At 72.6% G+C, this 24663-nt stretch carries 24 protein-coding genes, 1 tRNA gene and 2 pseudogenes; 13 read left to right on the plus strand and 14 right to left on the minus strand.

Annotated elements, in window-relative coordinates; genetic code table 11:
* Positions 1-31: 31 nt before the first annotated feature.
* The 4 genes from QHG49_RS27715 to QHG49_RS27730 all read right to left on the minus strand — a co-directional run bounded on the left by QHG49_RS27715 (position 32) and on the right by QHG49_RS27730 (position 3862).
* The gene (locus QHG49_RS27715; RefSeq protein WP_159699974.1) at positions 32-1246 is read right to left on the minus strand and encodes an acyl-CoA dehydrogenase family protein; all 1215 of its coding nucleotides are present in this window, start codon (positions 1244-1246) and stop codon (positions 32-34) included.
* A 5-nt stretch (positions 1247-1251) separates the two neighbouring features.
* Entirely contained in the window at positions 1252-2274 is a 1023-nt protein-coding gene (locus QHG49_RS27720; RefSeq protein WP_301491674.1) for a phosphotransferase family protein, read from the minus strand.
* 133 nt (positions 2275-2407) lie between these two features.
* Positions 2408-2923, minus strand: coding sequence for an NUDIX hydrolase (locus tag QHG49_RS27725; protein ID WP_145483579.1), 516 nt, complete (start codon positions 2921-2923; stop codon positions 2408-2410).
* A 42-nt stretch (positions 2924-2965) separates the two neighbouring features.
* Positions 2966-3862 carry a DMT family transporter gene (locus QHG49_RS27730; protein ID WP_301491675.1) on the minus strand — a complete coding sequence of 299 codons (897 nt, stop codon included), beginning with the start codon at positions 3860-3862 and terminating at the stop codon, positions 2966-2968.
* A 397-nt stretch (positions 3863-4259) separates the two neighbouring features.
* Between QHG49_RS27730 and QHG49_RS27735 the strand changes: the two genes are divergently transcribed.
* Genes QHG49_RS27735 through QHG49_RS27745 form a run of 3 tightly spaced genes read left to right on the plus strand, consistent with a single transcriptional unit; the run spans position 4260 to position 6631 of the window.
* Positions 4260-5246 (plus strand): hypothetical protein, encoded by a 987-nt coding sequence (locus QHG49_RS27735; protein WP_145483583.1) that lies wholly within the window; start codon positions 4260-4262, stop codon positions 5244-5246.
* A gap of 52 nt (positions 5247-5298) precedes the next feature.
* Positions 5299-6015, plus strand: a complete 717-nt coding sequence (locus tag QHG49_RS27740; RefSeq protein WP_159699963.1) for a molybdopterin-dependent oxidoreductase — start codon at positions 5299-5301, stop codon at positions 6013-6015.
* Positions 5999-6631, plus strand: a complete 633-nt coding sequence (locus tag QHG49_RS27745) for a cytochrome b/b6 domain-containing protein (RefSeq protein ID WP_145483588.1) — start codon at positions 5999-6001, stop codon at positions 6629-6631. Before QHG49_RS27740 ends, QHG49_RS27745 begins: the two co-directional genes overlap by 17 nt.
* Before the next feature lie 86 nt (positions 6632-6717).
* On the opposite strand, the gene QHG49_RS27750 is transcribed toward QHG49_RS27745, so the two are convergent.
* Together QHG49_RS27750 and QHG49_RS27755 are read right to left on the minus strand one after the other, a co-directional pair.
* Positions 6718-8115, minus strand: a complete 1398-nt coding sequence (locus QHG49_RS27750) for a GntP family permease (RefSeq protein ID WP_301491676.1) — start codon at positions 8113-8115, stop codon at positions 6718-6720.
* Positions 8116-8152: 37 nt separating this feature from the next.
* A complete protein-coding gene (locus QHG49_RS27755; RefSeq protein ID WP_145483592.1) occupies positions 8153-8677 on the minus strand; it encodes a gluconokinase in 525 nt (174 codons plus the stop codon).
* 141 nt (positions 8678-8818) lie between these two features.
* Between QHG49_RS27755 and QHG49_RS27760 the strand changes: the two genes are divergently transcribed.
* Positions 8819-9520, plus strand: coding sequence for a FadR/GntR family transcriptional regulator (locus QHG49_RS27760; RefSeq protein ID WP_159699957.1), 702 nt, complete (start codon positions 8819-8821; stop codon positions 9518-9520).
* 24 nt (positions 9521-9544) lie between these two features.
* On the opposite strand, the gene QHG49_RS27765 is transcribed toward QHG49_RS27760, so the two are convergent.
* Entirely contained in the window at positions 9545-9922 is a 378-nt protein-coding gene (locus QHG49_RS27765; RefSeq protein WP_301491677.1) for a YchJ family protein, read from the minus strand.
* A gap of 179 nt (positions 9923-10101) precedes the next feature.
* On the opposite strand from QHG49_RS27765, the gene QHG49_RS27770 reads away from it, so the two are divergent.
* Together QHG49_RS27770 and QHG49_RS27775 are read left to right on the plus strand one after the other, a co-directional pair.
* Positions 10102-10416 (plus strand): dsRBD fold-containing protein, encoded by a 315-nt coding sequence (locus QHG49_RS27770; protein WP_301491678.1) that lies wholly within the window; start codon positions 10102-10104, stop codon positions 10414-10416.
* Positions 10417-10427: 11 nt separating this feature from the next.
* Positions 10428-11723: a phosphoribosyltransferase family protein gene (locus QHG49_RS27775; RefSeq protein ID WP_301491679.1), complete on the plus strand. Its 1296-nt coding sequence runs from the start codon at positions 10428-10430 to the stop codon at positions 11721-11723.
* 38 nt (positions 11724-11761) lie between these two features.
* Here the strand turns inward: QHG49_RS27775 and polX are convergent, their stop codons facing one another.
* Together polX and QHG49_RS27785 are read right to left on the minus strand one after the other, a co-directional pair.
* Positions 11762-13486 (minus strand): DNA polymerase/3'-5' exonuclease PolX, encoded by a 1725-nt coding sequence (gene polX / locus QHG49_RS27780; protein WP_159699948.1) that lies wholly within the window; start codon positions 13484-13486, stop codon positions 11762-11764.
* Between the two features lie 116 nt (positions 13487-13602).
* Positions 13603-14025: pseudogene (locus QHG49_RS27785) on the minus strand (XRE family transcriptional regulator); the annotation flags it as partial.
* Between the two features lie 366 nt (positions 14026-14391).
* Here QHG49_RS27785 and QHG49_RS27790 point away from each other — a divergent pair.
* Positions 14392-14844 carry a hypothetical protein gene (locus QHG49_RS27790; RefSeq protein WP_301491680.1) on the plus strand — a complete coding sequence of 151 codons (453 nt, stop codon included), beginning with the start codon at positions 14392-14394 and terminating at the stop codon, positions 14842-14844.
* A 74-nt stretch (positions 14845-14918) separates the two neighbouring features.
* Complete coding sequence (locus QHG49_RS27795; protein ID WP_301491681.1) at positions 14919-15548, plus strand: bifunctional 2-polyprenyl-6-hydroxyphenol methylase/3-demethylubiquinol 3-O-methyltransferase UbiG; 630 nt, start codon at positions 14919-14921, stop codon at positions 15546-15548.
* A 73-nt stretch (positions 15549-15621) separates the two neighbouring features.
* On the opposite strand, the pseudogene QHG49_RS27800 reads toward QHG49_RS27795, so the two are convergent.
* Positions 15622-15711 (minus strand): annotated as a pseudogene (locus tag QHG49_RS27800) (helix-turn-helix domain-containing protein); the annotation flags it as partial.
* A 163-nt stretch (positions 15712-15874) separates the two neighbouring features.
* Positions 15875-15962: transfer RNA gene (locus tag QHG49_RS27805), tRNA-Leu, on the minus strand.
* A 213-nt stretch (positions 15963-16175) separates the two neighbouring features.
* On the opposite strand from QHG49_RS27805, the gene QHG49_RS27810 reads away from it, so the two are divergent.
* From QHG49_RS27810 to QHG49_RS27820, 3 genes are all read left to right on the plus strand, one after another.
* A complete protein-coding gene (locus tag QHG49_RS27810; protein ID WP_301491682.1) occupies positions 16176-17501 on the plus strand; it encodes a M20/M25/M40 family metallo-hydrolase in 1326 nt (441 codons plus the stop codon).
* A gap of 165 nt (positions 17502-17666) precedes the next feature.
* Positions 17667-17900: a chaplin ChpH gene (chpH, locus tag QHG49_RS27815; protein WP_145483614.1), complete on the plus strand. Its 234-nt coding sequence runs from the start codon at positions 17667-17669 to the stop codon at positions 17898-17900.
* A gap of 139 nt (positions 17901-18039) precedes the next feature.
* A complete protein-coding gene (locus tag QHG49_RS27820; protein ID WP_301491683.1) occupies positions 18040-18801 on the plus strand; it encodes a chaplin in 762 nt (253 codons plus the stop codon).
* 108 nt (positions 18802-18909) lie between these two features.
* Here the strand turns inward: QHG49_RS27820 and QHG49_RS27825 are convergent, their stop codons facing one another.
* A complete protein-coding gene (locus QHG49_RS27825) occupies positions 18910-19098 on the minus strand; it encodes a DUF5703 family protein (protein ID WP_145483619.1) in 189 nt (62 codons plus the stop codon).
* A 47-nt stretch (positions 19099-19145) separates the two neighbouring features.
* Between QHG49_RS27825 and QHG49_RS27830 the strand changes: the two genes are divergently transcribed.
* Positions 19146-19934 (plus strand): hypothetical protein, encoded by a 789-nt coding sequence (locus QHG49_RS27830; protein ID WP_301491684.1) that lies wholly within the window; start codon positions 19146-19148, stop codon positions 19932-19934.
* A gap of 92 nt (positions 19935-20026) precedes the next feature.
* On the opposite strand, the gene QHG49_RS27835 is transcribed toward QHG49_RS27830, so the two are convergent.
* Together QHG49_RS27835 and QHG49_RS27840 are read right to left on the minus strand one after the other, a co-directional pair.
* The gene (locus QHG49_RS27835) at positions 20027-22408 is read right to left on the minus strand and encodes a helix-hairpin-helix domain-containing protein (RefSeq protein ID WP_301491685.1); all 2382 of its coding nucleotides are present in this window, start codon (positions 22406-22408) and stop codon (positions 20027-20029) included.
* The gene (locus tag QHG49_RS27840) at positions 22405-23388 is read right to left on the minus strand and encodes an aldo/keto reductase (protein WP_145483626.1); all 984 of its coding nucleotides are present in this window, start codon (positions 23386-23388) and stop codon (positions 22405-22407) included. Before QHG49_RS27840 ends, QHG49_RS27835 begins: the two co-directional genes overlap by 4 nt.
* Before the next feature lie 139 nt (positions 23389-23527).
* On the opposite strand from QHG49_RS27840, the gene QHG49_RS27845 reads away from it, so the two are divergent.
* Complete coding sequence (locus tag QHG49_RS27845) at positions 23528-24583, plus strand: LLM class F420-dependent oxidoreductase (RefSeq protein ID WP_301491686.1); 1056 nt, start codon at positions 23528-23530, stop codon at positions 24581-24583.
* Positions 24584-24663: the final 80 nt, after the last annotated feature.

Here is a 24663-nt window from a genome sequence, read left to right on the forward strand (position 1 = left end):
CCCTCAGGGGCCGCCCCTCACGCGCGTCCGCCTACAGGTACTTCTTCAGCTCCCGCCGGGCCAGCGACCGCTGGTGCACCTCGTCCGGGCCGTCGGCCAGCATCAGGGTGCGGGCGGCGGCGTAGACCTCGGCCAGCGGGAAGTCCTGGCTGACCCCGCCCGCGCCGTGCAGCTGGATCGCCCGGTCCAGGATGTCGACCACCGCGCGCGGCGTGGCGATCTTGATGGCCTGGATCTCGGTGTGCGCGCCCCGGTTGCCGACGGTGTCCATCAGCCAGGCCGTCTTCAGCACCAGCAGCCGCAGCTGCTCGACCGTCACCCGGGCGTCGGCGATCCAGTTCTGCACCACGCCCTGCTGGGCCAGCGGCTTGCCGAACGCGGTACGGGAGACCGCGCGCCGGCACATCAGCTCGATCGCCCGCTCGGCCATGCCGATCAGCCGCATGCAGTGGTGGATGCGGCCGGGACCGAGCCGGGCCTGCGCGATGGCGAAGCCGCCGCCCTCCTCGCCGATCAGACTGCTCACCGGCACCCGCACCCGGTCGAAGACCACCTCGGCGTGCCCGCCGTGCGAGTGGTCCTCGTAACCGAACACCTGCATGGCCCGCGTGACGGTCACCCCGGGCGTGTCGCGCGGGACCAGGACCATGGACTGCTGGCGGCGGAGGTCCGCGCCGTCCGGGTCCGTCTTGCCCATCACGATGAAGATCCGGCAGTCCGGGTTCATCGCCCCGGAGATGTACCACTTGCGGCCGGTGATGACGTACTCGTCGCCGTCCCGCTCGATCAGGGTGGTGATGTTGGTGGCGTCCGATGAGGCCACCTCCGGCTCGGTCATCGCGAACGCGGACCGGATCTCACCGGCGAGCAGCGGCTCCAGCCACTGCTTCTTCTGCGCCTCGTCGCCGAACTGCGCCAGCACCTCCATGTTCCCGGTGTCGGGCGCCGCGCAGTTGGTCGCGATGGGCGCCAGGTGCGGGGAGCGGCCGGTGATCTCGGCGAGCGGCGCGTACTGGAGGTTCGTCAGGCCCGCGCCGTACTCCGTGTCGGGCAGGAACAGGTTCCACAGCCCCTGCCGGCGCGCCTGCGCCTTCAGCTCCTCCACCACCGCCGGGGTGTCCCAGGGCGAGGCGAGCGCGGCCCGCTGCTCCTCGGCGACCGGCTCGGCCGGGTGGACGTACTCGTCCATGAAGGCGAGCAGCTTGGCCCGCATCTCCTCGGTACGCGCGTCGAACGCGAAGTCCATGACGGTCAGCCTTCCTGAAGGGTGGTCAGTCCGTGGTCGATGAAGACGGGCACCAGCTCGCCGATCCGGTCGAAGCCGCGCCCGACCGTCTGGCCCAGCGTGAAGCGGTAGTGGATGCCCTCGAGGATCACGGCGAGCTTGAAGAACGCGAACGCCTCGTACCAGGAGACGGCCGTCACGTCCCGCCCGGAGCGCGCCGCGTACCGCTCGATCAGCTCCTCGGGCGCGGGATGCCCCGGCGCCTCGGCGGTGGTGGAGACGGGCGAGCCCGGCACGTCCAGATGGCGGCTGTACATCACCAGCAGGCCGAGGTCGGTCAGCGGGTCGCCGAGCGTGGACATCTCCCAGTCCAGGACCGCCGTGATCCGGTCGTCCGCCCCGATCAGCACATTGTCCAGCCGGTAGTCGCCGTGCACGACGGTGGCGGCGGGGGAGACGGGCAGCTTGCGGCCCAGTTCGGCGTGGAGTTCGTCGATGCCGGGCAGCTCGCGGTCGCGGGAGGCGTCCAGCTGCTTGCCCCAGCGGCGCAGCTGCCGGTCCAGATAGCCCTCCGGGCGGCCGAAGCCGCCGAGACCCACCTCGGCGGGGTCCACCGCGTGCAGCTCGACCAGCGTGTCCACCAGGGACAGCACCGCGCCCCGCACCCGCTCCTCGCCGAGCGGGGCGAGCTGCGCGGAGGTGCGGTACGGCGTGCCCGCCACGAACTCCATCATGTAGAACGGCGCGCCGAGCACCTCCTCGTCCTCGCACAGCAGCACCGGCGCGGGGACCGGCACGGAGGTGGGGTGCAGGGCGCTGATCACCCGGTGCTCCCGCTTCATGTCGTGCGCGGTGGCGAGGACATGGCCGAGCGGCGGGCGGCGCACGACCCACTTCGAGGTGCCGTCGGAGAGCGCGTAGGTGAGGTTCGACCGGCCGCCCTCGATCAGCCGCCCGGTGAGCGGCCCCCGCACCAGCCCCGGGCGCTCCCGCTCCAGCAGGGCGCGCAGCCGGTCCAGGTCCAGTCCGGGCGGGTGGTCGGCGCTCATGGGTCACTCCTGTGCACGGTCGGGTATCAGGACTCGACTCATGATGCCGACCGGTCGGTATGTCGTCCAGTGGGTGCGGCGAACCCGACGGGAAACGTGACGGGGACCACCGGATCTCCGGGGCGGGGGAGACTCAGTTCCCGGCGCGGAACTCCGCGAGCCGCTCGTACGCGGCCAGCCCGTCCGGCACCCACTCCCACTCGCCGAGGCGCGCCTCGACCTCCTCGTCGGAGAGGAAGTCGTACCACTGGACCTCCTCCGCCTGCGGGTTCACGGGCAGTTCGCAGCGCACCTCGTACACCGCCGACCACCAGCTCTTCCCGGCGCCGTCGTCGTAGAGGAACGTGAAGAGGAACGTGGGCCGGGGCAGCCCGGACACGCCCAGCTCCTCCTCGGCCTCCCGCAGCGCCGCCTCGTCGTAGGACTCGCCCGCGCCCACGACCCCGCCGACGAACGGGTCGTACAGGGCGGGGAACACCAGCTTGGTCGCGGTGCGCCGGTGCACGAACAGGCGCCCCCGCGCGTCTCGGGCCTGGATGAAGACACAGCGGTGGCGCAGCCCGCGCTCGTACACCTCGCCGCGCGGCAACTGCCCGACGACATGGTCGTGTTCGTCGACGATGTCGAGGATCTCGTCAGCAGGATTCATGCCCTCATCCAAGCACGGGGGCGGGCGCCCCGGCGGAGGGCTTCAGCGGCGCTGGAGTTCGTGGGCCGGCGGTTCCGACTCCGTCGTGCCGCAGGGCATCGCCGGGTGCATCCCGAGCAGCACGATGCCCGCGACCACGCCCGCGAGCCCGGCCGCCTCGATGGCCAGCGCCCCGGTGTCGGTGCGCAGCCGGTCGCCGAGGAAGCCCACCCCGCACAGGATCCCGGCGAGCGGCTCGGCCGCGGTGAGCGCGGGCAGCGACATCCGCAGCGGCGCCGTCTCGAACGCGCTCTGCACCAGCACCAGACCGGAGACCCCGCAGACGAACACGCCGTACGGCTGCCAGCTGGTGAACAGCTCCGCGAAGCCGCCGTCGGAGAAGAGGGTGCCGCTCACCCGGGTCAGCGCGTCCTGCACCCCGTAGAGCAGCCCGGCGGCCAGGGCCAGCAGCACGGCGGCCCAGTTCAGCCGGGAGCGCTTGGCGTACGTCGTCAGGGCCAGGGCCACGCCCACCACCGCGCCGATGATCAGCCAGTGCCGCAGCGGGTCCGCGATGGCGTCGCCGGCCCGCGGCTCGCCCGCCGTGATGAACGCGCTCACCCCGCCCGCGAGCAGCAGCAGCCCCGCCCAGCCCTGGCGTCCCAGCGGCTGCCTGGTCTGGTACCGGGAGAGCGCCAGCGCGAACAGCAGATTGGTCGCGAGCAGCGGCTCCACCAGCGAGATCTCGCCCTTGCCGAGGGCCACCGCGCCCAGCACCATGCCGGCCACCATCAGGCCGAGGCCGCCCAGCCAGCGCGGCACCCGCATCAGGTCGAGCAGCAGCCGGAACGACAGGAAGTCGCTCAGCGGCGCCTGTTGCGCGGCGTTCTGCTGGAGCACGAAGCCGAGGCCCAGACAGCAGGCCGCGCTCACGGCGAGGAGGAGAACCAGAACCGACACGCTGCGTACCTCGATCATCCGGCCGGACCACGGACGCGTAGTGGCCGACTGTAGCGCCCCCGGGACGGCATTGCCCCGGAAGAACCCGGAAAGGGGCGGTTGACCCGCCATGGTCGGCGCCGGGGGCGCGGGGCGCCATGGCGTACGCCACACACCTCGGCACGGCGGGAGGCGCGACGGCATGGCGTCCACCACAGCGCCGCACTTCACGCCGGTCCCGCGCCGGTTCCGGCCCGGCCGCACGGGCGGTCACGTATCCGCGCCTATACCCCAATTTCCCGGCCGCGAACGGTAGTTGAACCCATTAACATCAGCGTTCCGCTTGACGCAAACCTTGGCCTGCGGGTTTGCTGTGTGTGATCGGCCGATGGCAGCCCGAGAAACAGGAAGTCCTGCGGTGTCACCACTCCCGCCCCTGCTCGACGTGCGCCGGGCCCGCACGGACCCCTCCGGTGCCCCCGCCCCGGACCTCCCCGGCGGGTACGACGACGCCCTCGACGACGCCGAACTGCGCGCCGCCCGCGCCGCGTTGGCCCAGGGCCGCCGCCAGGCCGCCCGCTCCCTGCTGCTGCGCACCGGCGACGACTGGGACCGCCGGGGCCACCGGCTGACCGCGCTCGCCCGCGAGCCGTACGCCGCCGCCCGGGCCCGGGACTGGCTCCGGGCCGAACCCGGCTCCCCGGACGCCGCCGCGCTGCTCGCCCTCGCCCTCGTCCAGCGCGCCCTGCGCGGCCGGGAGAACCCCGGACGGGCCCGCGAGGCATGCGAGCGGGCCGCCGCGCTCGCCCCCGCCGACCCCACCCCCTGGCTCGGACTGCTCCGCCTCGCCCGGATCGCCGGGCCCGAGCGCGAGGTCCTCGACGTGTTCGCCGAGGTGCGCCGCCGCCATCCCGAGCACCACCACGCCCACCATCTGCTCGTCGCCCGCCTCGCCGAACGGCCCTCGGGCGGCCGGTACGAGTCCCACGAGGTGTACGACCTCGCCGAACTGGCCGCCGCCGAGGCCCCCGCCGACTCCCCGCTGGCCGTGCTGCCCGTCGTCGCCCTCGCCGAGCGCCACCGGGTGCTCGCCGCCACCGGCCTCGCCCCGGCCGACCCCACCGCCTCGGCGCACTGGTCCGGGCCGCGCGCCCGCCGGATCCTGCGGGCCGGCTTCGACTGGTGGCTGGAATGGGAGCAGGACGAGCACCCCCGCCGCCACATCGACCTCAACCACCTCGCGTTCGCCCTGTCCTGCGCGGGCCGCCCGGCCGAGGCCGCCGTCCTCTTTCGGCGCATCGGCCCGCACGCCACCCGGGCCCCCTGGAACTACCCGCACCGCGACCCGCGCGCCGCCTTCCGCACGGCCCGCGCCCGCGCCCTGGCATTCCTTACGAATCCCTGACCGCGGCCCCGATGCCCTGGTCACCCCGCGAGCCCGGTGTTCGAATGAGCAGGTGAACCCCGAACCCCCCGAGGAACGGGACGGCACCCCCGTCGGCCGCCGCGTCTTCCTCGGCACCCTCGGCCTGGGCGCCCTCGGTGTGCTCGCCGCGCCCACCCTGCAGCGCGCCCTGGAGGGCATCGCGGGCAAGGACCCGACGGGCCTGACCGGGCTGCTGCCCAACGGCGGCGGCTTCCGCTACTACTCGGTCGCCGCCTCCGTCCCGGACAAGAACGCCACGACCTACCGCCTGACCGTCGGCGGCCTGGTCGACCGTCCCCGCGCCTACACCCTCGCCGACCTGCGCGCCCTCCCGCAGACCCGGCTGGTCAGGGACGTCCAGTGCGTCACCGGCTGGCGGGTCCCCGGCACCCCCTTCGAAGGCGTACGCCTCGCCGATCTCCTCGACGCCGCCGGGGTCCGCCCGACCGCCAGGGCGATCCGCTTCACCTGCTTCGACGGCACCTACACCGAGAGCCTCACCCTCGACCAGGCCCGCCGCCCGGACGTCCTGGTCGCCCTGCGCATGCAGAACAAGGACATCGGCCACGACCACGGCGGCCCGGTCCGCCTCTATGTCGCGCCCATGTACTTCTACAAGTCCGCCAAGTGGCTCTCCGGCATCACCGTCACCGACCGCGTCCAGCCGGGTTACTGGGAGAACCTGGGGTACGACGTCGACGCCTGGGTCGGCCGTTCGAACGGACGCACCGATGAGCCTACGAGCTGACACCCCGGCCCGCCCCGCCGCCCGGATCCGTCGCTTCTCCCGGGCCGAACGCTGGATCCACCGGGCCACGGCCGCGCTGATGGGCGTCTGCGTGGCGACCGCGGCCGTCCTCTACATCCCGCAGCTCGCCGTCCTGGTCGGCCGCCGCGCCCTGGTCGTCCGCGTCCACGAGTGCGCCGGGCTCGCGCTGCCCGTCCCCGTCCTGCTGGGCCTGGCCTCCCGCGCCTTCCGCGCCGACCTGCGCTTCCTCAACCGGTTCGGCCCGCACGACAAGCTCTGGCTGCGGGCCGCCCTGCGCCGCGACCGGCGCCCGGAGGCCCGCCCGGCGGGCAAGTTCAACGCCGGGCAGAAGATCTATGCCGCCTGGATCGCGGGCGCGACCCCGGTCATGCTCGGCACCGGCCTGCTGATGTGGTTCACCCATCTCGCGCCGCTGGTCTGGCGCACCTCCGCCACCTTCGTCCACGACTGGCTCGCCCTCACCATCGCGGTCGTCCTCGCGGGCCATATCGGCATGGCGCTGGGCGACCCGGAGGCGAGAGAGGGGCTGCGCACGGGAACGGTCAGCCGGGAGTGGGCGAAACGGCGGCACCCTCTGTGGCGCCCGCGGCCATGAACGGGCACCGGCCCGCCAAGAGGCCCCCATGCGGAAGGCCCGCCCCCCGGCAGAGGGGGCGGGCCTTCCGCTTCGTACCGCCGTCGCTAGACCACCAGTGACAGCACCAGCACCAGCGCGCCGCCGACCACCGACAGGATCGTCTCCATGATCGACCAGGTCTTGACGGTCTGGCCGACGGTGAGCCCGAAATACTCCTTGACCAGCCAGAACCCGGCGTCGTTGACGAAGCTGAAGAACAGCGAGCCGGCGCCGATCGCCAGGACCAGCAGGGCGGTGTGCGTGGTCGACATGTCGGCCGCGAGCGGGGCCACCAGACCGGCCGCCGAGACCGTCGCCACCGTCGCCGAGCCGGTCGCCAGCCGGATCACCACGGCGATCAGCCAGGCCAGCAGCACCGCCGGGATCGACCAGTCCTTGGAGACGTCCAGGATCATCTGGCCGACACCGCAGTCGATCAGCGTCTGCTTGAAGCCGCCGCCCGCGCCCACGATCAGCAGGATGCCCGCGATGGGCATCAGGCCCTTCTCCACCGTGGCCTGGAGCCGCTCCTTGCTGAACCCGGCGGGCCGGCCCAGCGTGAAGAAGCCGACGATCACGGCGGCGAGCAGGGCGATCAGCGGGGCGCCGATGACGTCGAAGGCGCGATGCGTGGTGTTCGCCGGGTCGTCGACGACGATGTCCACCAGCGCCTTGAGCAGCATCAGCGCCACCGGCAGCAGGATGGTGGCGAGCGTCGCGGCGAAGCTCGGACGGCGGGTCAGCTCCTGCGAGGGCCGCTGCGGCAGCATCCGCTCGGGCGCCGGGACGTCCACCCAGCGGGCCGCGACCTTCGAGAACAGCGGGCCGCCGACGATCACCGTCGGGACGGCGACCAGGATGCCGAACGCCAGGGTCACGCCCAGGTTGGCGTGCAGCGCCGAGATCGCGACCAGCGGGCCGGGGTGCGGCGGGATCAGGCCGTGCATCACGGACAGACCGGCGAGCGCCGGGATGCCGATGCGCATCAGGGAGTAGTTGCCGCGCTTGGCGACCATCAGCACGACCGGGATCAGCAGCACGATGCCGACCTCGAAGAAGATCGGCAGCCCGATCACGGAGGCGATGAGCACCATCGCCCACGGCATCGCCCGGCCGCCGGCCCTGGCCAGGATCGTGTCCACGATCTGGTCCGCGCCCCCGGAGTCGGCGAGCAGTTTGCCGAGCGTGGCGCCCAGGGCGATCAGCACACCGACGCTCGCGACCGTGGCGCCGAGCCCGGTGGTGAAGCTGGTGAGCACCTTGTCGAGGGGCGCGCCGGCCGCCGCGCCGAGCGCCAGCGACCCGATGGTCAGCGCCAGGAAGGCATGCAGCTTGAACTTGGTGATGAGCAGGACGATCACCGCGATGCCCACCAGGACGGCGATGCCCAGCTGGGCGTGTCCTGCGGTGGAGATCGGCGGAGGGGCGTCCGCTGCCAGCATCTCGACGCTGAGTCTGGTCACGGGGGTTCCTTGCGGTAACAGGGAGTTGGGGAGGGCGCTACTGCGGCGCGGATGCGGTGGACAGCCCGTCCAGCGCCAGTACGGCGCGTTCGGTGATCTCCTCGGGGCCGCCGGCGACGTCCACGGCGACGCCCGCCTCGTCCGGCCCGAGAGGCTCCAGCGTGGCGAACTGCGAGTCCAGCAGCGCGGTCGGCATGAAGTGGCCCTGCCGGTGCGCCATCCGGTCCTCGATCAGCTTCCGGTCGCCGGTCAGGTGCACGAACACGACCCCGGGCGCCACCGCCCGCAGCCGGTCGCGGTACGCCCGCTTCAGCGCCGAACTGCTGACCACCCCGCCGAGCCCGGCCCGCCCGTGCGCCCAGTGGCCGATGGCGTCCAGCCAGGGCAGGCGGTCGCTGTCGTCCAGCGGTGTCCCGGCCGTCATCTTGTCGATATTGGCCTTGGGGTGGAAGTCGTCGCCCTCGGCGTACGGGACGCCCAGCCGCGCGGCGAGCAGGGGACCGATCGTGGTCTTGCCCGTCCCCGCGACGCCCATCACGACGACGACCTGGGGGGTTCGCATGTACTGCCTCGCTGTCTTCCTCGACATCCGACGCCACGGCGGCGTCGCCACACTGAAACCCATTAGGTACGACGAATTCAAGAGTCTGTGATGTATAAGTCTGACTTTTTGTTTCCGTGACCTACGCCGTACGCTGAGTGCATGAGCACACCGGGCCGGGGGCTGCACGGCCGCGTACTGGACAGCCTCGGCCCCGCGATCACCGCCGGCGAGTACCCGCCGGGCGCCATCCTGCGCACCGACGAACTCGCCCAGCACTTCGAGGTGTCACGCTCCGTGATGCGCGAGGCGGTGCGGGTCCTCGAATCCATGCACCTGGTCGAGTCCCGCCGCCGGGTGGGCGTCACGGTCCGCCCCAAGTGCGAGTGGAACGTCTACGATCCGCAGGTCATCCGCTGGCGGCTGGCCGGTGCCGACCGCCCCCACCAGCTGCGCTCGCTCACCGTGCTGCGCTCCGCGATCGAACCGGCCGCCGCCGGACTCGCGGCCCGGCACGCCACCGCCGAGCAGTGCGCCGAACTCACCGAGTGCGCGCTCGGCATGGTCGCCCACTCACGCGGCCACCGGCTCGCGGAGTACCTGTTCCACGACGTCGCCTTCCACCGGGTCATCCTCACCGCCTCGGGCAACGAGATGTTCGCCCGCCTCGGCGACGTCGTGGCCGAGGTGCTGACCGGCCGCACCCAGCACGAGATCATGTTCGAGGACCCCGACCCGGCGGCCGTCACCCTGCATGTACGGGTCGCCGAGGCGGTCCGCGCCCGGGACGCGGTGCGCGCCGAGGAACTCACCCGGCAGATCACCGTGGGCGCGCTCCAGGAACTGGACATCCTGGCGCCCTGACCGGGGCGCCCTGACCGGGGCGCCCTACTCCAGGAAGTCCCCGTCCACATACACCCACGCCCCGGCCACCCGCTCGAACCGGCTGCGCTCGTGCAGCGAGCCGCCCCGGTAGGAGGCGCGGAAGGTCACCGTCCCGGTGGTGTGGAAGGCGGACCCGTCGGTGCCGTCGAGGATCTCCAGACCGGTCCACCGCATCCCCGGATCGAGGTCGAGCCGCTCCGGCCGGGTCCGCGGATGCCAGGTGCGCAGCAGATACCCCGTGTCCCCCTTGACGAAGGCGCAGTACCGCGAGCGCATCAGCAGCTCGGCGGTCGGCGCGGCCGCGGCGTCCGAGTGGAAACGGCCGCAGCAGGCGTCGTAGGACTGCGGCAGTCCGCAGGGGCAGGTGGCGCGCGTGGTCATGCGCCCCATTGTGCCGGGACGGCAGGGCCGCGCCGGGCCCGGGGCAGCGGAGGCGTCCGCCGCCGGGCGGGTGCACAGTGGAGAACGGGCGGACCCACGAAGCCGAGGACGGGCGGGCCCACGGCGGATGTACGGCCCGACGCGCCCGGGGCCCGCGCCGCGAGGAGGAGGGACGGACGATGACCCGACCCGTGAGCAGCCATCACCCGCCGGCGGTCAAGGAGTGGCGGCTGAACCTGTACCTGTCCGAGCACGACCCGGACACCACGGCCCGGATCGTCCTGGACACCGGGGACAACGTCCTGGAGAGCCACGCCGAGGCCCGCCGCAGCCCGTACGACCGCGACATGCCCGAGATCGGGGACGAACTCGCCGCCGGACGCGCCCTGATCGCCATGGGCCGGCTGCTGGTGCGCGCGGCCGACGGCGACATGCGGGCGCTGGGCGCGGCCGACACGGAGGACCCCACGCCGCTCTGGCTGCCCCGGGAGTGAGGGGGTCCGCCGTGCGGTTCGCCGACCGGCTGGAGGCGGGACGCGGGCTCGGCGCCCGCCTGCGAGAGCTGCGGGGCCCGGACGTGGTGGTGCTCGGACTGCCGCGCGGGGGAGTACCGGTGGCCGCCGAGGTCGCCGAGGCCCTGGACGCCCCGCTGGACGTCTGCCTCGTGCGCAAGCTCGGGGTTCCGTACCAGCCCGAACTGGCGATGGGCGCGATCGGCGAGGACGGCGTACGGGTGCTCAACACGGACGTGCTGCGCGGCACCGGCGTACGCGACGACGAACTCGCCCGGGTCGAGGAGCAAGAGCGCCGGGTGCTCGCCGAACGCGCCGAACGCTACCGGGGCGAATGTCCCTCCACCCCGCTCACCGGCCGCACCGCCGTGGTCGTCGACGACGGGGTGGCCACCGGCTCCACCGCCCGCGTCGCCTGCCAGGTCGCCCGCGCCCGCGGCGCCGCCCGCATCGTGCTCGCGGTCCCCGTCGCCCCCCGCGACGTCGCCCACCGCCTCGGCGGGGACGCGGACGACGTCGTCTGCCTCCTGACGCCCTGGGACTTCGCCGCCGTCGGGCAGTTCTACGACGACTTCACGCAGACCGAGGACGCGGAGGTCACGGCGTGTCTGCGCCGGGCACGACGACGCCGTACGAACGCCGGACCGAGCGGCGCCGAGCGGGAGGTGACCGTACCCGCCGGTGCCGTACGGCTGGGCGGGAGCCTGACCGTGCCCGAGGGCGCCACCGGCGTCGTCGCCTTCGCGCACGGCAGCGGCAGCAGCCGGCACAGCCCCCGCAACCGGCACGTCGCCGAGGGCCTGCACCGCGCCGGGCTCGGCACCCTGCTGTTCGACCTGCTCACCGACGCGGAGGCACGGGACCGCGACAACGTGTTCGACATCCCGCTGCTGGCCGCCCGGCTGCTCGCCGCCACCCACTGGCTGCGCGCCGAGCCCACCACCTCCGGGCTCGCCCTCGGCTACTTCGGCGCCAGCACCGGCGCGGCCGCCGCCCTGTGGGCCGCGCCCGAGGGGCACCCCGCCGCCGTCGTCTCCCGGGGCGGCCGCCCCGACCTCGCCGGATCCCGGCTCCCCGAGGTCACCGCCCCCACCCTGCTGCTCGTCGGCGGCGCCGACCCGCTGGTCCTCGACCTCAACCGGGCCGCCCAGGCCCGGCTGCGCTGCGAGAACCGGCTGGAGACCGTCCCCGGCGCCACCCACCTCTTCGAGGAACCGGGCACCCTGGAACGGGTGACCGAACTGGCCCGCGACTGGTTCACGGACCACCTGGCACCCGCGCACGTGTAGGCCCGACCGCCGCCCCGCGCCGTGTCGCCCGCCGGGGCTCAGCGCCCGCCCTTGCGCAGAAACCGGCGCAGCCGGGTCAGCGGCCAGGTGTTCACCACCTCGTCCGGGGTCAGCCAGCCGCGCTGGGCGGTGCCGATGCCGTACCGCAGCTGCGCCAGCTGCGGCACCGAGTGCGCGTCGGTGTTCACCGCGAACCGCACCCCGTGCGTCCGCGCCCGCAGGATGTCCTCGTCCCCGAGGTCCAGCCGGTCCGGCTGCGCGTTGACCTCCAGCGCGGTCCCGGAGCGCGCGCAGGCCGCGAACACCTCGTCCCAGTCCGCGTCCACCCCCGCCCGGCGGCCGATCAGCCGGGTGGTGGGATGCCCGAGGATGTTCACGTACGGGTTCTCCACCGCCCGCACCAGCCGCCGGGTCATCGCCCTGCGGCCGAGGTCGAAGTGCGAGTGCGGCGAGGCCACGCACAGATCGAAGCCGGCCAGGAACTCGTCCGGCCAGTCGAGCCCGCCGTCGGGCCCGATGTTCAGCTCCGTACCGTGCAGCAGCCGCATCCGGTGATGCGTGCCGTCCAGCTCCCGCAGCCGTTCCCGCTGGGCGAGGATCTTCTCGTCCGTCATCCTCTGCATGTACAGATCCGGCGCGTGATCCGTCACCGCGCAGTACGCGTACCCGCGCCGCGCCGCCGCCTCCACCATGGCGTCCAGGGACGCCAGCCCGTCGGTGAGATCCGTGTGCGTGTGCAGATCACCGCGCACGTCCCGCTCGGTCACCACCTCGGGCAGCTCCCCGCGCAGCGCCGCCTCGATCTCCCCGCGGTCCTCCCGCAGCGTCGGCGCGATCCACGGCAGCCCCAGCCGCGCGTACACCTCCTCCTCGGTGCGGGACGCCACCGACTCCCCGCTCTCCGCGTCGAACACGCCGTACTCCGACAGCTTCAGCCCCCGGCGCACGGCGATCGTCCGGGTGCGGATGTTGTGCGCCTTGGACCCGGTGAAGTACTGGAGCCCCGCGCCCCACGAGTCCGGCGGCAGCACCCGCAGATCCACCTGGAGCCCCTCGCCGGTGCGCACCGACGTCTTCTTCGTGCCCCGCGCGATCACCTCGGCCGTGTCCGGCAGCTCGCACAGCGCCGCCATGAACGGCCCCGACTTCCGCGCCGCCACCAGGATGTCCAGGTCCCCGACGGTCTCCCGCATCCGCCGCAGCGACCCCGCGTACGCGCACCGCCGGCACCCGGTCACCTCTTGCAGCGCGCCGACGATCCCCTCGGCGGTCTCCAGCGCGACCGACAGCGGCACCCGCGCCCCCGCCTGCCGCAGCAGCTCGATCCCGTGCCGGATGTTGTCCTGCGTCTTCTCCCCGAACCCCTTGAGATCGGCCAGCCGGTCCGCCTCGATCGCCGCGGCCAGCTCGCTCACCGAGGAGATGTGCAGATCCTCGTACAGCCGCAGCGCCTTCTTCGGCCCGAGTGTCGGAATGGTGATCAACTCCCGCACCCCGGCGGGGATCCTGGCCCGCCGCTCCTCGACGGCCGCCATCTTCCCGGTCCGCAGGTACTCGACCACCTTGTCCGCGATCGACCGCCCCACATTCGGGATCTCCCGCAGCCCCTCCTCGTCCAGCTTCGAGACATCGGCCGGATACCCCCCGACGGCACGCGCCGCCTTCTCGTAGGCACGCGCCTTGAACGCGTCACCTCCGGTGATCGCGATGAGATCGGCGTACTCCCGCAGAACCGCCTCGACCTCACCATTGACCCGGGCCACACCTCAAGTCTAGGAACCCGACGACCTCCGGGCACGCGAAAGGCCCCTTGCTGGGCAAGGGGCCTTCACTGGTGTCCGAGGGGCAACTTGAACTCTCGACTCGGGCACCAGCCCGCTCATGACGGAAGAGTCGAGTACCGCTCAATGCTCGCTCGGCCCGTGGACCGGTCGAGTAGGCGCAGCTCCCACGGTCCGGTGTTCACGTCAAAATCCTTGCCGAACCCCACCCACTTACCCGCCATGCGGCGGCCGGTGGGCTCGATCAGCATCTGAATGGCCCCGTAATAGCGGGCTCCCTGGTAGTAGCCATCGGCCGCAGTCTGTTCGGTCCAGGTGCCCGTGATGACGTTTCGGTCCACGGTGAGATCCAGAGACAGGGGGCTGTCCGGGTTGGTCGAGGCTCCGGGCAAGCTCTGCGCCGTCAGCCGGTTGCCGTGCTGGACGATCACGACGTAGTGCTTACAGTCGAACGTCTCGTCACGGCTGGACGAGTAGAACTCATACCGCGACAGCCAGATACCCGCGTACTCACCCTGAGCGTCTATCTCCGGGCTTGCGACGGCACCGGTGGTACCGGTCGTCATGATCTGAGGCTAGCCACGCCGCGCTTCCAATGACACCGGTTTGACGCCTTCGGCTCGACACCGAGATGACACCCGAGGGACGCCGGGAACGTCGCCGCGATGGTTACGGCCGATCCGGAACATGGTCGTCATGTCCCTCCGCATCAGCACCTACAAGGTGAGAGCAGACGGTACGCAGACAGAGCCCCAGACCCTCTACGAGGGAGAGGGCGGGGAGCCCCTCGCTACTGACTTGATGCCCCCGTGCTCATGCCCCCAGTGCCGAGGCGGACGACAGAACCGAAGTACATCCGACCCCCGATCACGTGGAGGCCAGCCAGCATGAGTACGGCAGTAGTGATCCGCGACCCGAAGGCGTACGTCACGCCGGACGTGTGGGAGCGGGAGGTGACGCTCCTTCTCCGGAACCCGGACAACACTCGGGAGCTGGCGGAGGCCAAGTTCGGGCAGGCCGTCGCCTACCTGGTCACGTGCGGTGAGAACCCGGACCTGCTCATGGGTCCGTCGAAGCAGGTGGACGAGGCGTGGCACTCGTTCATGCTGGACTCGATCCTGTACCACCACTTCACGGGCCGGCACTTCGGCCGGTACATCCACCACGTTCCCGAGCTGGGCGACGGGCGCGACTCGCAGGACGGCGGTCCGCTGGTTCTGGAGCGGACGATCAACGCCATCAAGGCGGCCGGGTTCGAGATCGACCCCGATCTGTGGGGTATGGACAGCGCGGCCGACTGCAACCAGTGCCACGCCGGATGCCACGACTCGCCCAAGTAGAGCCGAACAGCGCATGAGTTGGGGCTCACCCCCGTACGTTGGGGGCGAGCCCCGCTCCCGGAGAGGAACACTGCATGTCATTGGCTGAGTCCTGGGACAGGTACGCAGTCGGGAGTACGCCCCGTAGGGACAGGAACGCCAACGGAGACACGACCTGGCTGAACTGGACTCAGTACGCCGATCACGGGCCGAACGAGGGTCTTCTAGGTACCGTCGCCGGACGCCGAGTGCTGGAACTCGGCTCGGGAAGCGGAAGCAACTTGGCACACCTGGTGACCCTCGGCGCGTCCGGTCTCGGGGTGGACATCGCCCCCGCTCGTGAGGTTGTGGCACGGGAACGTTGGAGCGATTTGCGGGGTCTTGAGTTCCGCACAGCGGAAGCGACGGCGTTCCTGAGCGGGACGGACCAAACGTTCGATGTTGTGCTCTCGATCTTCGGTGCCGTCTGGTTCGTTGATCCGGAGACTCTGCTCCCCCTGATCCGGGCGCGCATGGCAGCGGATGGCATTCTGGCGTTCTCGCACCTGCCTGCCGGAAGTCAGAGTCCGCGACCGGGTAGGGCGGGTCTGCGATACGACCACAGCCCAAGCGAATGGATGCGCCTCCTCACCGGCCACGGATTCACAGATGTTTCCGCATCCGTCATCGACCCGCCGGAAGGCAGGACCGTAGGCACGATGCTCGTGCGTGCGGTAGCTCTCTGACCCCGCTTGCTCGGGCATGACGATGCCTCCGACGCGTACGCCAGGGGTTTGCCAGAACGGCTGTGTGCCTGTCTCAGGCGCTCTCACCGATGTGCCGGTACAAGGTGGTACGCGAGATTCCCAGGGCCTTGGCGATGGCGGTGACGCTCTCGCTCTTGGCGTGCCGGGCGCGGGCTCACGTAAGGACGGAGCGCGGCGGCTGGCCGCTTCCGGAGCGGGCCGACTCGGCCTGTCATCCCTGGTCTGACCTGGGGATTCGCCCGGCTGTTGGTCACGTCACAGCCCGAGAAACAGAAAAACCCCAGATCAACTGGGGTTTTTCTCTCTGGTGTCCGAGGGGGGACTTGAACCCCCACGCCCGATAAAGGGCACTAGCACCTCAAGCTAGCGCGTCTGCCATTCCGCCACCCGGACAAGGTGTCTGTCGTGCGTGGTGTTCCCTCGGCGGGGTTTTCCTCGCGGCGACAGAGGAAACATTACCAGGCTTTCGGGGGTGGCTGATCACCCCCCGGTCCGGGGCGGGCGGGCGTGAACGGCGTGTGACGGGCCGGGACCGGTCTTGGGTCCGGGCCGCGCCCGGAGAGAGGATGAGGGGGACCCACCAGCAGGGAAGCGGGAGGAAGCAGCGTGAGTGAGAAGGACACGGCCCAGGGTGTCACCGGTGAGGACGAGGTCGCGGACCTCTGCCGCGACCTGATCCGGTTCGACACCAGCAACTACGGCGACCACTCCGGGCCCGGCGAGCGCCAGGCCGCCGAGTGGGTCGCCGGGAAGCTGGCGGAGGTCGGCCTGGAGCCGAAGATCTACGAGTCCCACCCCGGCCGCGCCTCCACCGTGGCCCGTATCGCGGGGGAGGACCCCTCCCGGCCCGCCCTGCTGATCCACGGCCACCTGGACGTCGTACCGGCCAACGCCGACGACTGGACCCACCACCCCTTCGCCGGCGAGATCGCCGACGGGTGCGTATGGGGGCGCGGGGCGGTCGACATGAAGGACATGGACGCCATGACCCTCGCGGTGGTGCGCGACCGGCTGCGCAGCGGGCGGCGGCCCCCGCGCGACATCGTCGTCGCCTTCCTCGCCGACGAGGAGGCCGGCGGCACCTTCGGCGCGCGCCACCTGGTCGACCACCACCCCGAGCTGTTCGAGGGCGTCACCGAGGCGATCAGCGAGGTCGGCGGCTTCTCCTTCACCGTGAGCGAGCAGCGGCGGCTCTATCTGATCCAGACGGCCGAGAAGGGCATGCACTGGATGAAGCTCACCGTGGCCGGCACCGCCGGGCACGGCTCCATGATCCACCGCGACAACGCCATCACCGAGCTGTCCGAGGCGGTCGCCCGCGTCGGCCGCCACAGGTTCCCGGTGCGGGTCACCAAGACCACCCGGGCCTTCCTCGACGAGCTGGGCGACGCGCTCGGCACCGAGCTGGACCCCGAGGACATGGAGGCGACCGTCGCCAAGCTCGGCGGCATCGCCAAGCTGATCGGCGCGACCCTGAGCAACACCGCCAACCCGACCCAGCTGAACGCCGGTTACAAGGTCAACGTCATCCCCGGCGAGGCCACCGCGCACATCGACGGCCGCTTCCTGCCCGGGTACGAGGAGGAGTTCCTCGGCGACCTCGACCGGCTGCTCGGCCCGCATGTGCGCCGCGAGGACGTGCACGCCGACAAGGCCGTCGAGACCAGCTTCGACGGGGCGCTGGTCGAGGCCATGCAGTCCGCGCTGCTCGCCGAGGACCCCATCGCCAAGGCGGTCCCGTACATGCTCTCCGGCGGCACCGACGCCAAGTCCTTCGACGACCTCGGCATCCGCGGCTTCGGCTTCGCCCCGCTGAAGCTGCCGCCGGAGCTGGACTTCGCCGGCATGTTCCACGGCGTGGACGAGCGGGTGCCGGTGGACGGTCTCCAGTTCGGCGTGCGGGTGCTCGACCGGTTCATCGACGCGTCCTGAGCGGCCGCCGGGACGTTCGAGCCGCACCCCCCTGGTTTCGGGCGCCCGTTCGAGATCGACTGAGAAGGGTGAATGCGACCATAAGCTCGTAGCTCCATTACTCCCTCCTCGTTACAGGTGATGCGACCCCGCACCTTGGGGCCGCTTTGCCAACGAGGAGGAACAATGATCAAGAAGGTCGTCGCTGCCGCGGCTGCCACCGGTGGGCTGGTTCTCGCGGGCGCGGGCCTGGCCGTCGCCGACTCCGGTGCCCAGGGTGCCGCCCTGCACTCCCCGGGTGTCGTCTCCGGCAACGTCATCCAGGTGCCCGTGCACGTTCCGGTGAACGTGTGCGGCGACACGATCAACGTGATCGGGCTCCTGAACCCCGCCTTCGGCAACACCTGCGTCAACGGCTGACACCCGTTCCCCGTAGGGGCTTCCACCCCGAGGGGCGTCTTCTTTCAGCCGTCGGCCTCGGAGCGCGCGCCATGCGCTCCGAGGCCGACCGGCCTTTTCCAGACAGTGACGGCAAGCGAAGGCAGGGGGGTACGCAGCAATGCGACAAGGAACCCGTAAGGGTCTGATGACCATGGCGGCGGCGACCGGGGTACTCGCCGCCGCGACCGGTATGGCACACGCGGACGCGGGCGCGTCCGGCGCCGCCACCGGCTCACCGGGCGTCCTGTCCGGCAACACCGTGCAGGCACCGGTCCATGTCCCGGTGAACGTCTGCGGCAACACCGTGAACGTCGTCGGGCTCCTCAACCCGGCGATGGGCAACGCCTGCGCCAACTCCGGCGGCGGCCACGGAGGTCAGGGCCACGGCGGCGCCGGCGGTTCGGGAGGCTCCGGCGCGGGCGGCCACACCTCCGGCTCGCCGGGCGTGGGGTCGGGCAACACCGTCCAGGTGCCGATCGACGTCCCGGTGAACGTGTGCGGCAACAGCGTCGACGTCGTCGGCGTGGGCAACCCCGCCCTGGGCAACCACTGCTCGAACGGCGGCGGTACGCACAGCACCCCGCCGGGCGGCCACACCAGCCCGCCGAGCCACCCCGGTCACCCGAGTCACCCAGGCCACCCGAGCCACCCGACTCAGCCGGGCAAGCCGACCGCCCCGGGCACCCCGCACCACCCGGGCACCCCGGCGACCCCGCCCGCCCACCAGGTGCACGTGCCGCAGGCGCCCCCGGCGTCCCTGACCACGGGGCAGCTCGCGCACACCGGCAGCGACCTGCCTCTGGGCCTCGCGCTGCCGGCCGGCGCGGGTGCGCTGATCGCGGGCGCCGTGCTCTACCGCAAGGCACGGGTCAAGGCCTGATCCGGCGGACGAACACGCCGTGACGGGCGGGCATGAGGAGCGGGTCCGGCCCTGGGGGCGGGCCCGCTCCGCCTCTTTCGCGCCCCCGTCGCCCTCAGCGGTCCCGCCTCACCAGGTGGCCCGCAGCTGGCGGATGATCCGCCGCCGCAGCCGCACCTTGCGGCTGCCGTCGCGCAGCAGGCTCAGGCGGTCCAACTCCCAGTGTCCGTACTCGGCATGGTCCGTCAGCAGACGTGCGGTCTCCTTGCGGGACACCCCGCGAGGGACATACACGTCGACAAATTCGTATTCCGGCATCGCATCTATTGTGCGGGCTGGTGCCCGGTACGGATAGCGTCTGCACTATGTCTGATGCTGCGCAGCCCACCGCTGCCGAGGTACGCGCCGCCGCCGAGGCGATCAAGACCGCGCTCGACCGTCACCTGGCGGCGGTCGAACGCAGGTCAGGAGACGACGACCCGGCCGTTTTCGAGGCGTTCAACCAGCTGGCCGCGGCCGCCGAGGTGTACGACGAGCTGCTCTACGACCGCTACGACGAGGTCACCCCCTTCGAGATCCCCGGCGCCGACGAGACGCTGCCGCCGTACGCGGGCCCCGAGGAACCCCACGCGATCAGCGTGCTGATCCGCCGCGACTACACGGTGGCGGAGCCCCAGCGGCTGCTGGCCCAGGCCGAGCGGGTCGAGGCCGCGGAGGACTTCGAGGATCTCGCCGGTCTGGACGAGGACGCCGCCGGCACCGTCCCCGGGGCGCTGGGCCTGCTCTTCGGCGAGTTCGAACCGGACGAGATCGCCTCCCGGCACAAGGAGTTCGGCCTGGAGGAGGGCGACTCCACGCTCTGGGTCACCGCGGCCGACGAGGCCCCGGAGGCGGGGGAGTGGCTGGAGGCCCCCTTCGAGCACTTCGACCCGCAGGCGGTGGTGTGCCGCTTCGACGTCAGCGCGGTGTTCGACGACGAGGACGACGAACACGACGAGCACGACGAGCACGACGAGCACGACGCCGCCGACCCGGATGCCGAGGACGACGACATCGAGTTCGTGGACGACGAGGACCTGGACGAGACCGAGGACGAGCACGGAGGCGAGCACGGCGAGGCCGGCGGCGCGGCCGTCCGGGGCGCCGGCAGGTGACCTCGGCGGCGGTGCCGTGACGGCGCGAAGCCGGTACGGCGCCGCCGCACGGCGCCGCCTCGGATGATCCTCACCACGTCGGCGCCGGGGACTCAGTCCGTCGGGGGCTGCGGGCGCAGCAGGGTCGCCAGCCGCGTCGTACGGGGCTTGGCCGGGATCTCCGCGACCGCTCGCGGCAGCGCCCCCTCCACGCCGTGGACCACGGAGAGATGCCGCTCGCCCCGGCCGAACGCCGTGTACACCCACGGCCTGCTCAGCGTCTGCGCCGCGTCGCCGGGCAGCACCACGACCGCCGCGGGCCAGCGCCCGCCCACCGCCTGGTGCGCGGTCAGCGCCCATCCGTGCCGCACCGACCCCTCCACCCGCTCCCGCGGTACGGCCACGGGGGCGCCCGCGCAGGACAGGTGCAGCCCCTCGGCATCGGCCTTCACCACGGTGCCCGGCAGGGTCCGTCCGGGGGCGGGGGAGTAGGCGATCCGGTCGCCGGGGTCGAAGCCGCCGAACCGGCCGGGGCCGGGGTTGAGGCGCTCCTTCAGGGCGGAGTTGAGAGCCCGGGTACCGGCCGCGCCGCCATGGCCCGGCGTGATCACCACCGTGTCCTCGACGGGCACCCCGAAGGCGCGCGGCACCGAGTCCGCGACCAGCTGCACCGTGCGGTGCACGGCCTCGCCCGCGTCCCGCACCGGCACGATCACGACCTCCTTGCCGGGCGCCTCGACCTGGTTCAGCTCGCCGATGCCGATCCCGGAGACCAGCTCGCCGATCGGACCCGGGTCGGGCAGCCGGGAGGCGAGCTGGGGGCAGGCGCGGGCCGCGAGCAGATCGGCGAAGACCCGTCCCGGACCGGCCGACCACAGCAGCGCCGGATCCCCGCTGAGCACCAGCCGCGCCCCGTCGGGCAGCGACTCCACCAGCATCGCCGCGCTCTCCACGTCGAGTTGGGGCGCGTCCAGCACGATCAGCAGATCCAGCTCCAGCGCTCCGTCGCCGTCCCGGCCCGGTCCCTCGGCACCGGCCAGCAGACCCGCGACCGTACCCACGCCCGCCCCGCGCGTCGGCGGCAGCGCGGCGAGACGGTCGCGGCCGTCGGGGGTGTGGCACACGGCGAGGGCCCGCAGGCCCGCGTCCCGGGCGGCGCCGAGCAGGGCGGCCGGTTCGGCGCGCGAGGCGTCGCCGCCGGTGTGCAGGACCAGGCCGTGCCCGGCGACCGCGCGGGCCAGCTCGGCGGCGCCGCCCGACAACTCCGCGACGACCGGCGCCCAGGCCTCCCCGGCGTCCTGGGACGGGGAGTTGATCAGCCGGGCCAGGCCGTCGGCGAGGCTCTCCTCGGCCATGGCGTACCGCTCCAGGGCGATGAGCACCCGCACCGGGCGCTCCGCCGCCTCTTCCTCCTCGTCGTCCGCCGCCCGCGCGGCCGGGGCGCCCGCCTCCTCCAGGGCGTCCTCGAACACCAGCGCCTCGCCCTCGGCGAGGGTGCTCTGCACGGCCTCGTCCGGGTCCGGCACGCCCCGCTGGGCCAGGGCCGCGGTGAGCGCGGGCAGCTCCAGGGCGGTGTGTCCGGCGAGGGCCGCCTGCTCCAGCAGCCAGACCGTCACCGCCCGCCCCCGCCGCTCGTCCCGCGGGCCGCACTCGGCGCCGAGCAGCGCCCGCGCGAAGCCGTCCGCCTGCTCGGGCCGCACCCCCGGGAGCCGCAGCAACTGCCAGGGGTCCTCCCGCAGCACATCGCCCGCGCCCTCGCCGAGCACCAGGGCCGCCTGCTGCCCCAGCGCCTCCGGCGCCCCACCCCGCGCGAGCACCTGTCGTACGGCCTCCACCGTCTGCGGCGAGGGCCCGACCGGGGCGGCCGCGGGGGCGGGCGCGGGCCGCTCCTGGCGCACCGGCTCCGGTACGGGTGCGGGACGGACCGGGGCGGTCGCGGGGCCCGGCTCGGGTGCCCGCTCGGGCGCGGGCCGCGCGGGCTGTGCGAACACCGTGGACGCCGGCTTCTTGCCCCCCTCCACCGCCCGGACCGCGGCCAGCAGATCGGCCGCCGTCCCGCTCAGCTTGGCGCCGCTCTCCACGGGCCCCCTGCGCTCCGCCTTGCGCCGCTCGATCCGCTCCCGCTCCAGCCGCTGCGCGGCCAACTCGGCCGCCGCCTCGGACAGCTCCGGCTTCCCGGCACCCTCGGCCACCGGTCCGGCCGACCCATCCGACTCCGCCTCCTCGGCCGACCCGGTCGGCTCCGCCGTCTCCGCCCCCTCGGCCGGCTCCGCCGTCTCCTCGCCCGCGCCGCCGTCCTCCACCTCGGACGTCTCGGGCGCTCCGGATGCCTCGGACACGTCGGACACCTCGGACGCACCCTCACCGCCGTCCGCCGCGAGACCGTCCCCGGCCACCCCGGCCACCCCGTCCGGCGCCTCCGGCGCGCCCTGCGCCTCCGGCATCTCCGGCGTCCCCGGCCCCGTTTCCTCCGTGGTCTCCGGTTCCGTGCTCACAGCGTGCTCCAGTCGTGATCGGGATAGCGGTGCAAGGGCGCCGACACATCGTCCAGCGCCCGGCAGATCTCGTCAGGAAGACTAAGCGCCTCCACTGACAACGCCGCCGTGAGCTGCTGCGCGGTGCGCGCGCCGACGATCGGGGCGGTGACCCCGGGGCGGTCGCGGACCCAGGCCAGCGCCACCTGGAGCGGGGTGACCGCGAGCCCGTCGGCGGCCGTCGTCACCGCGTCGACGATGCGGGTCGCCGTGTCGTCCAGATACGGCTCCACGAACGGCGCCAGATGATCGGAGGCGCCGCGCGAGTCCGCGGGCGTGTTGTGCCGGTACTTTCCGGTCAGCACGCCCCGGCCCAGCGGCGAGGAGGGCAGCAGGCCCACGCCCAGGTCCAGCGCGGCGGGCAGCACCTCGCGCTCCACGCCCCGCTGGAGCAGCGAGTACTCCATCTGCGTGCTGGCCAGCCGGGTGCGGGTGCCCGGCGCCGCGAGCTGCCAGGTGGCCGCCTTGGCGAGCTGCCAGCCACAGAAGTTGGACACGCCCGCGTACCGGGCCCGGCCGCTGGCCACCGCTATGTCGAGGGCCTGGAGCGTCTCCTCCAGCGGGGTCCCGGGGTCGTACGCGTGGATGTGCCACAGGTCCACATGGTCCGTGCCCAGGCGGACCAGGGAGGCGTCCAGCGCGGCGAGCAGATGGCCCCGGGAGCCGTCGAAGCGGCGCCCGGGGTCCGGGACGCTGCCCGCCTTCGTGGAGATGACCAGGTCGCGGCGCGGTACGAGCCGTTCCATCAGCCGCCCGAGCAGATACTCCGCCTCCCCGCCGCCGTACACGTCCGCCGTGTCGACGAGGGTGCCGCCGGCCTCCCAGAACGCCTTGAGCATGTCCGCGGCGTCATGCTCTTCGGTGTCCCGGCCCCAGGTGAGGGTGCCGAGTCCGATCCGGGACACGCGCAGGCCGGTACGGCCGAGATGCCTCTGCTCCATGACCGCGAGATTACTGGCCGGAACGAGCGGGGCGGGAAGCCTGTGGACAACTCGCGCGGGCCCGCACGGGGCGCCGCCCGCGCCCCCGCGCTAAGGTCTGCGCCACAGGGACGTTACTCACGGGTAAGGGGAATCGGCCATGCAACTCGGACTCAACCTCGGCTACTGGGGTGCCGGAATGGACGGCGACAATCTGGCCGTGGCGCAGGAGGCCGACCGGCTGGGCTACGCCGTGTGCTGGGCAGCCGAGGCGTACGGCTCCGACGCGGCCACCGTGCTCAGCTGGGTCGCCGCCCAGACCGAGCGCATCGACGTCGGCTCGGCCATCTTCCAGATCCCGGCCCGCCAGCCGGCGATGACCGCGATGACGGCGGCCACCCTGGACACCCTCTCCGGCGGCCGCTTCCGGCTCGGCCTCGGCGTCTCCGGGCCCCAGGTCTCGGAGGGCTGGTACGGCGTCAGGTTCGACAAGCCGCTGGCCCGTACCCGCGAGTACGTGGAGATCGTCCGCAAGGCGATGACCCGTCAGCGGCTGTCGTACGAGGGCGAGCACTGGACGCTGCCGCTGCCCGGCGGTCCGGGCAAGCCGATCAAGCTGACCGTGCACCCGCAGCGCGAGCACATCCCGCTGTACATCGCGGCGATCGGCCCGAAGAACCTGGAGCAGACCGGCGAGATCGCCGACGGCGCCCTGCTGATCTTCCCCGCCGCCGAGCACCTGGAGGAGACCACCCTCACGCATCTGCGCGCGGGCCGGGAGAAGGCGGGCAAGACCCTCGACGGGTTCGACATCTGCCCGACCCTGCCGCTCGCCGTCGGAGACGACAAGGACGTGGCCGCGCTCGCCGACACCTTCCGCCCCTACACCGCGCTGTACGTCGGCGGCATGGGCAGCGCCAAGCAGAACTTCTACAACAAGCTGGCGCAGCGCATGGGGTACGAGCGGGAGGCCGCCGAGATCCAGGAGAAGTACCTGTCCGGGGACAAGCAGGGGGCGGCCGCCGCGATCCCGCAGGACCTCATCGACAAGACCACGCTGCTGGGCTCCGTCGACCGCATCGCGGATCGCATGAAGGCGTACGCCGAGGCCGGTGTCACCACCCTCAGCCTCGCGCCCGCCGGGTTCACCCTGGAAGAGCGGCTCGCCTCCCTGCGCACCGGCACGGAGGCCCTGGAGCGCGCCGGGCTCGCCTGAGCCGGAAGTCTTCCACGGCCGTGGTGGGAGCTCGGGGGTCTTCCCCGCCACGGCCGTCACCGGGAACAACGCGCCCGGCG

The organism is Streptomyces sp. WP-1 (assembly GCF_030450125.1).
GTDB lineage: Bacteria > Actinomycetota > Actinomycetes > Streptomycetales > Streptomycetaceae > Streptomyces > Streptomyces incarnatus.

What these genes read in the sequence shown, in the direction of transcription:
- QHG49_RS27715 (WP_159699974.1), bottom strand. Translation starts at nt 1,246, where the DNA reads ATGGACTTCGCGTTCGACGCGCGTACCGAGGAGATGCGGGCCAAGCTG.
- QHG49_RS27720 (WP_301491674.1), bottom strand. Translation starts at nt 2,274, where the DNA reads ATGAGCGCCGACCACCCGCCCGGACTGGACCTGGACCGGCTGCGCGCC.
- QHG49_RS27725 (WP_145483579.1), bottom strand. Translation starts at nt 2,923, where the DNA reads ATGAATCCTGCTGACGAGATCCTCGACATCGTCGACGAACACGACCAT.
- QHG49_RS27745 (WP_145483588.1), top strand. Translation starts at nt 5,999, where the DNA reads ATGAGCCTACGAGCTGACACCCCGGCCCGCCCCGCCGCCCGGATCCGT.
- QHG49_RS27755 (WP_145483592.1), bottom strand. Translation starts at nt 8,677, where the DNA reads ATGCGAACCCCCCAGGTCGTCGTCGTGATGGGCGTCGCGGGGACGGGC.
- QHG49_RS27760 (WP_159699957.1), top strand. Translation starts at nt 8,819, where the DNA reads ATGAGCACACCGGGCCGGGGGCTGCACGGCCGCGTACTGGACAGCCTC.
- QHG49_RS27765 (WP_301491677.1), bottom strand. Translation starts at nt 9,922, where the DNA reads ATGACCACGCGCGCCACCTGCCCCTGCGGACTGCCGCAGTCCTACGAC.
- QHG49_RS27770 (WP_301491678.1), top strand. Translation starts at nt 10,102, where the DNA reads ATGACCCGACCCGTGAGCAGCCATCACCCGCCGGCGGTCAAGGAGTGG.
- QHG49_RS27790 (WP_301491680.1), top strand. Translation starts at nt 14,392, where the DNA reads ATGAGTACGGCAGTAGTGATCCGCGACCCGAAGGCGTACGTCACGCCG.
- QHG49_RS27795 (WP_301491681.1), top strand. Translation starts at nt 14,919, where the DNA reads ATGTCATTGGCTGAGTCCTGGGACAGGTACGCAGTCGGGAGTACGCCC.
- chpH (WP_145483614.1), top strand. Translation starts at nt 17,667, where the DNA reads ATGATCAAGAAGGTCGTCGCTGCCGCGGCTGCCACCGGTGGGCTGGTT.
- QHG49_RS27820 (WP_301491683.1), top strand. Translation starts at nt 18,040, where the DNA reads ATGCGACAAGGAACCCGTAAGGGTCTGATGACCATGGCGGCGGCGACC.
- QHG49_RS27825 (WP_145483619.1), bottom strand. Translation starts at nt 19,098, where the DNA reads ATGCCGGAATACGAATTTGTCGACGTGTATGTCCCTCGCGGGGTGTCC.
- QHG49_RS27830 (WP_301491684.1), top strand. Translation starts at nt 19,146, where the DNA reads ATGTCTGATGCTGCGCAGCCCACCGCTGCCGAGGTACGCGCCGCCGCC.
- QHG49_RS27840 (WP_145483626.1), bottom strand. Translation starts at nt 23,388, where the DNA reads ATGGAGCAGAGGCATCTCGGCCGTACCGGCCTGCGCGTGTCCCGGATC.
- QHG49_RS27845 (WP_301491686.1), top strand. Translation starts at nt 23,528, where the DNA reads ATGCAACTCGGACTCAACCTCGGCTACTGGGGTGCCGGAATGGACGGC.